This is a genomic window from Pseudoflavonifractor sp. 524-17 (genome assembly GCF_009935845.1).
In the GTDB taxonomy this organism is placed as follows: domain Bacteria; phylum Bacillota; class Clostridia; order Oscillospirales; family Oscillospiraceae; genus Pseudoflavonifractor_A.
This window is the reverse complement of the sequence record NZ_QWEK01000087.1, coordinates 1-6405: the sequence shown is the minus strand read 5'-3', so window position 1 is coordinate 6405 and position 6405 is coordinate 1. Positions and strand designations below refer to the sequence as shown.

Below are 6405 nucleotides of genomic sequence, written 5' to 3'. Positions count from 1 at the left end.
CCGTAAGCCGTCAAGACCGTAGACAACACGCGACTCAAGTCAAATCGCGCTACACTCTGCCTGGCGTTTGCGGCCAACATATCCCGCAATGCCGGCGAGTTCATAAGACAACGTATCTTCCCAGCGCAGGCCTTCCCGTCACTGTAGTCATACAGCAGGCCGGTGGTTCCGTCCTCAATGAGATCTGTATGCCCTTTGACCCTGCTGGCCACCACCGGCAGGCCGCAGTACATGGCCTCCATCACGTTGAACGGCAGGCCCTCGCTCCTGCTGGCCGTCACCGCCGCGTCCGCCAGGGCGTACCACGCCGCCATATTCTGAACCCTCCCCGGAAACAGCACCCGCCTATCCACCCCGCATCCCTTTGCCAGCGCCCTGCACCGCTCCAGCTCCGCACCGTCACCGCACAGGATAAGCACCGTCTCCTCCGGAAGATACGTCATCGCCCGCAGCAGCACGTCCTGGCTCTTCCGCCTGGAAAACTCCGCGGCATAGATCAGCACAAACGCCTTTGGGGAAATGCCGAGGTCCTGCCGTGAAATGGCTGCCTCCCTGTTTCTATCCCCGTCCAGCCGCCCAAAGTCCACGCCGATACCGGGGATATTGTCAACCTGCTTCCCCAGCCTGTACTTCTTTGCTGCCCCATAATCATATTGGTTCATAGTGAGCACCAGGTCGGTCTCCGGCGCCGTAAACCGCTCCGCGTTCAGCAGAAGCTGGCGCTTGAGCAGCGGCGTGTCATCGTCAAACAGATACCCATGCACCATGTTAATCAGCCTCGGACGGGGCCTCATCCCCTTCACCGCCAGCCGCGTGAAGAACGACGCCAGCGACGTGTGCGTCACGATAAGCTCATACCCCCCGGCGCGGATGATCCCCCGCAGCATCCGCGCCGCCCTGAAGTTGTCCGGCGCGCCCATCTGCTTTTTGAACGGGAGAGCAATACTTTTATCCGTATCGGGCGCCGCCTCCGGCGCGCCGGCGCAGGCGATATGTACCTCCCAGCCGGCCCTTTGGAACTCCCGCAGGTACGGCAAGTGGAAATGCGCTATGTGGGAGTATGTAGAGGCTGTATACAGTACTTTGCGGCTCAATCGCTCACTTCCTGCGTACTTTTTTGATTTGTTGGGCTTTGCCCTGGACCCACCGCCCTTTGGAAAAGTGCAGCCCTAAATTCTGCTTCTGTTTAGTTCAGCGTTTCGTCGTTTACAAACTTCCCGCGGAACACGGTCGCCAGCAGAATCTTGATATCAAGCCAAACACTCCAATTCTCAATATAATAGATATCGTGCTCTACCCGCGCTTTAATCGGCGTGTCGCCGCGGAAGCCGTTGATCTGCGCCCAGCCGGTGATGCCTGGCCGCACCTGGTGGCGCACCATGTACAGCGGTATCTCCTCTTTAAACTGGTCCACAAACTTCGGCAGCTCCGGCCGGGGGCCCACAAGGCTCATATCTCCCCTGAGCACATTCAGCGCCTGGGGCAGCTCGTCTATGGACAGCTTGCGGAGTATGGAGCCGAAGTGCGTCCTCCGGCTGTCCTCTTTCCTGCTCCACGCGGAGTCCTCCTGGGGGTTCATCTCCATTGTCCGCAGCTTCAGAAGGGCAAACCGCCTCCGGTTCCTGCCTACCCTGACCTGCCGGAACAAAACCGGCCCTGGGGAAGAGAGCTTGACCCCAATGGCCGACACCAGCAGCAGCGGGGAACCCAAAATGAGCATCAGCAGCGCGCCTGCGATATCCATTGCCCGTTTGACAAACGCGTTGGCAAAGTTGTCCAAGGGTATCCGCCGTATGTTCATCAGCGGTATGCCGTTTAGGTCGTCAAACTGTGGGTGTGCCGGCATATAGTCCGCGTAAAACGGGATAATGGACAGCTTTACCCCCGCGCCCTCACAGCACGCAATCATACGCGGCGTCAGCCCGTAGTCCGACATCTCGATGGCGGAAATGACCTCGTCCGGCTGCGTGCGCTCCAAAACCTTCTCCAGCGCCTCATATCCGCCCAGATAGGGGGCAGCAAAGCCGGAGGCGGCCTTTTTTGCGATATAGCCCACCGCCTGGTACCCCAGCTCCCTGTCCGCCTGGATTGCCGCAAGATAGTTCCCCGCGGCCTGTCCGCTGCCTATCACCAGCACCCGCTTCTGGTTCCTGCCGCTTCTGCGGATTGCCCACAGCATCCTGCGCACCGCGACGCGCTTGAGGGAGAGCGTGCCGAAGCTCAGAAAGAAGAACAGCGCCAGCGTCCAGCGGGAATAATGGGTCCGGTGGCCCACAAACAGCCAGCCCAGCAGAAGCAGCATGTCCAGCAGATCGGCCTTGAGCAGCTTTGACACCTCATCGCGTATCCGCGTCTTCCTGGACGACTGGTATAATCCAAAGGCGGCATAGGTAAACAGCTGCACCAGGGCAATGGCGATTCCGATGCGCAAATAGCCCGACAGCGGGACACCGGCAATGCCGTCCGGCATTACATAGAAGCGGAGCCAGTATGCCAGCGGCAGCATCAGGTAGATCAACGCCCCGTCGCTCAGGACATTCAGCCGGTTGAGCAGCCTCTGGTTTTCCCTTATCATAAGGCCACCCCGGCGGGCTTTGATGGGGCCGGCCTCTTGCCCCGCCTTACCCTGGGCCGGTATCCTTCTGGGTCAAACCCTATCTGCCGGAGCTTTTCCAAATGCGCCCCGCTCTGCTTCCCCGCGTCATAGCTGCGCTTTTGCCGGTCCAGCCAGGCCTCCAGCGCCCGGTACGCCCCGGTATTGTGGGGCAGCCTTAAATCGCCGTGGGCGTCGTAATACGCCTTTGCCGCCTGGTACCGCTTATTCCAGTCCCGCTCCGCCTTGCCCTCCCAGTCCATGCCGAGGCGGTCCAGCGCCTGTATCTGCCCCCCGGTTAATTGTCCGTCCCTGTATTTCTTCCGCTGCTCGGAAATCCACCTGTCCATCCACACGCCGTCCATGACATATCCGCCGGGAATCTTCAGATCCCCGTGCTCCCTGTAGTACCGCTCCGCAAGGCGGTACCGCACGGCCCAGGATCCCTCTTTCTCCCACACCATACCGAGCTTGTCCAGCCGCGAAATCCGGCCGCTGTCATACTTTGGGAACGCTTTGCGCTGTCTGGCAATCCAGCGTCCCAGCGCGTATCCGTCTTCACAGCAGAATGCCCCGGGGACATCCAGATTGCCCGTCTCGCGGAAATATTCCTCCGCGTGGCGGTAGCCCTCCTCCCACAGCCGGTCATACTTGCCGTCCCAGAGCATCCCAAGCCCATCCAGCGCCTGGCGCTGGATGCCTGTAAGGGACTCCCGTTTCTTCCGGATGGCTGAAATCCATTCGCCCAGCCGGACCCCCTCCGGGGAGAGATAGGAGGCCGGCACGTCTAAATCCCCATGGGCCTGGCGGTAATCCCGCGCCGCTGCGTAGTATTTCCTCCACAGCTCGTCCCCAACGTCCCAGATCATACCCAGCCCGTCAAGCTGGCTTATCTGCTCCTCCGTGAGACTACAGCCGTTTTTCCGGGCCTGCCTCTGCCGGGCTATCCAAGCCCCCAGGGCAACCCCCTTTTCCGAGACATAGGTGCGCGGGACAAGCAGGTCCCCCTGTTCTTCCCTGTATCTCTTTGCCTCGGACAAGTTCCTCTCCCAGGACAGGTCTGAAACCCGTCCCCATACCATTCCGATGGCGTCCAGCTTCCGGATCCGCCCCTCATCCAGCCGCCCCGGGGCGCTTCCCCCGCGCACACGGCGCTGGGTAAGGATCCACATGCCCAAGGAACCGCCCTCCGGGGTCTTGTAGTGCTTTGGCACCTCTAAATTCCCGTACTGCTCATAATACCGCTTCGCGCACCGGTACATCCCGTCCCAGGAGGCGGAGAGCGTCTCCTCCAGCTGGTCGAACAGCCGCCGGCAGTCACGCACCTGGTCAATCAGGCGGAAATGCCCCGCCGTAATCCTGTCCCCCGCTCCGGAGCCCTGGAAACAGGCTGCCGCATCCTTCATCTCCTGCTCTATGGCCCCGATGCTGTAGAGGTTCTCGAAATTGTTGACGATGTCGAAAATGACAGGGCTCTTATTCTTCCTGGCGCTCAGCGCCCTGCCTATCTGCTGCTTAAAGATGGTGGGGGATACCGTCGGGCGGAACAGGATGACCCCGTCCACATCCTCCACATGGACGCCCTCGTTGAGCATGTCAATGCAGAACAACAGCTTCAGGTGTGCGCTGTTGTCCCGCTTAAACCCTTGAAACGCCGCTTCCGTCTTTGGGTCGTCGGCGTAGGCTTCATAGATGTGGGGGGCGGCGTCCACCCCGGAGAACCATTCGGGGGCCTTCCCAACCATTTCATCCATGTGTTTTTTGCTTGCGCAGAACACCAGATATTTCCCGTCGCGGGCCGGCATATGCTTCCTGAAAATCTCGTCCAGCCCGTCCGCCTCCGCCAGCGCCCGGCGCAGCGCCTCAAGGTATTTTTCCGCGCTGTCCCGGGCCGCGCTGGCTTTCACACGCTGGGCCCTCTGCTCCAGCCGTCTCAAAGCCCCCTCATACGCGTAAAGGCAGGTTACATAGACCGGAGGGTTCAGGATGCCCCGCACGATGGCCTCCCCCAGCGTCATCTCCGATGCCACGCAGTTGTCGTATAACTCCTCCGCCATATCCCGCCGGCCGTCCAGATACCGCACGTTGGTCGCAGAGAGGCCGATTCGCTTCGCCCCCGGATACAGCTTCAGCAGGCGCCCCAGGCTCAGCTGCCATGTGGGCGCCCCGCCCCGGTGGAACTCGTCCTGCACGATGACATCGGGCCGCAGGCACGCCAGTTCCTCCTCCGGCATGATATTGAGCTTTGCGTAGGTCAGAAATGTGATGTTCCCCGGAACCGCGGCCCCTGCCGCTATAAGATTTTCACATTGCGTCTTGAAAATGTATTCGGACGGGGACAGCCAGCAGACGCGCTCGCTGGGATGCTCCTGGCAGTATTTGAAGCCGATAAAGGATTTCCCTGTCCCCGTCGGGTGGATGACGCAGGCTTTCCCTGTCTCCCCCAGCATCCGCAGCACACTGTCGTAAGCCGCCTCATTGTGCGCATACAAGCTCAGCCCCATCGTCACACCTCCCTCCAAGACACGCGTTATCACAAAATATGCAATCCGACCCAAAAGCGGCCTGAATCCGCGCCGTAAAGCAACAAAAAAGCCCGCGTCAATGACGCGGACGAAAAAATGGTATACAATATAGGCCGGACACAAAAAGCAACGTGCCCGGCATAATTTGTTACGCAAAAAAGAGTTGCTTTTCCCCGATTCCTGTGCTAATATGTGACTTGATAACCGATGCAGTTACTGTGGAGGCTTTTGCCTAAGCGGTTTTGGGGACAAATTGCATATTTTGTGATAAATCGCGCTAAAAAATTAAGTTCAGCCGTTCCAGCTGCCGTGTATGCTCCTCCCCGGTGGAGATAAGGTAAATCCGGGTTGTCTCGATGCTGGAGTGCCCCAGGACATCCGCCAGCTTGGCCACATCCTTATATATTTTATAAAAGGTCCGCGCGAACAGGTGGCGCAGGTTGTGGGGAAATACCTTGGACGGCGCTATGCCGGTTTTCCGGCAGAGCGCTTTCATCTCGGCCCAGATCTGCCGGCGCGACAATCCATTCCCGTTTCTGGTGATAAATATCTCACCGGAGACGATTTTTTGCTTTCTGGCGTACTTTTGCAGCTTCCGGCACAGCTTCCCCGGCAGCAGGATGGTGCGGATTTTCCCCTTTAACGCAACCTCCGCCCGCCCCGTCTGGACGGCTTCCACCGTGATGTGCTTCACCTCGCTGACCCTTATCCCTGTGGCGCAGATGGTCTCCATCAGCAGGGCCAGCCGCGTTTTCCCCAGTGTATGCGCACCTGCTAAAAGCCGCATATATTCTTCCTTCTTCAGTTCTTTTTCCGCGCCGCGGAACAGCCGCCTCTGGATTTTCAGGTACTTCACCCTGCATTCCGGCCACTGCGCAAAGCCGAAGAACCGGTTCAGCGCGGAGAGCATGGAGTTGATGGTGTCCGGCTTGTATTCGGACACCATCAGGGATTCCTTCCACCCCGCTGCCGCCTCCTTTGTCACCGCACGCTTTCCCAGCCAGGTATGAAAGGCCCGTATATCCCGCAGGTACTTTCCTATCGTGCTCTCCTCCCGCTCCTTCTCCCGAAGATACCCCCCAAACGCGGTAATTTGGGCTGTTGTCAGGTGGTGTCCCTTCATATTACGTAAGCCTCCAAACACTTAAGGTCCTATCTATTTTATCTGCTTGGAGGTCTATTGTAAAATAATAAGTGACTTTTACGGATAAGGTAGAATAAGTTTCGCAAAAAGAAAAAGAGGCATGATTTGCAGGCCTCTGGTAGAATGGAGTTGGGACACACCAT

General features: G+C 58.8%; 4 protein-coding genes. All 4 read right to left on the bottom strand.

The window, feature by feature from the left end; all coding sequences use genetic code 11:
• Nucleotides 1–1094 (bottom strand): glycosyltransferase (locus tag D1159_RS18235; RefSeq protein ID WP_161847024.1); only part of this gene is annotated, 1094 nt, incomplete at its 3' end.
• A 92-nt stretch (nucleotides 1095–1186) separates the two neighbouring features.
• Entirely contained in the window at nucleotides 1187–2575 is a 1389-nt protein-coding gene (locus D1159_RS18230; protein ID WP_161847023.1) for an undecaprenyl-phosphate glucose phosphotransferase, read from the bottom strand.
• The gene (locus D1159_RS18225) at nucleotides 2572–5097 is read right to left on the bottom strand and encodes a Helicase associated domain protein (protein ID WP_161847022.1); all 2526 of its coding nucleotides are present in this window, start codon (nucleotides 5095–5097) and stop codon (nucleotides 2572–2574) included. Before D1159_RS18225 ends, D1159_RS18230 begins: the two co-directional genes overlap by 4 nt.
• A 298-nt stretch (nucleotides 5098–5395) precedes the next feature.
• Entirely contained in the window at nucleotides 5396–6241 is an 846-nt protein-coding gene (locus D1159_RS18220; protein ID WP_161847021.1) for a tyrosine-type recombinase/integrase, read from the bottom strand.
• Nucleotides 6242–6405 lie beyond the last annotated feature (164 nt).

What these genes read in the sequence shown, in the direction of transcription:
- D1159_RS18230 (WP_161847023.1), bottom strand. Translation starts at nt 2,575, where the DNA reads ATGATAAGGGAAAACCAGAGGCTGCTCAACCGGCTGAATGTCCTGAGC.
- D1159_RS18220 (WP_161847021.1), bottom strand. Translation starts at nt 6,241, where the DNA reads ATGAAGGGACACCACCTGACAACAGCCCAAATTACCGCGTTTGGGGGG.
- D1159_RS18225 (WP_161847022.1), bottom strand. Translation starts at nt 5,097, where the DNA reads ATGGGGCTGAGCTTGTATGCGCACAATGAGGCGGCTTACGACAGTGTG.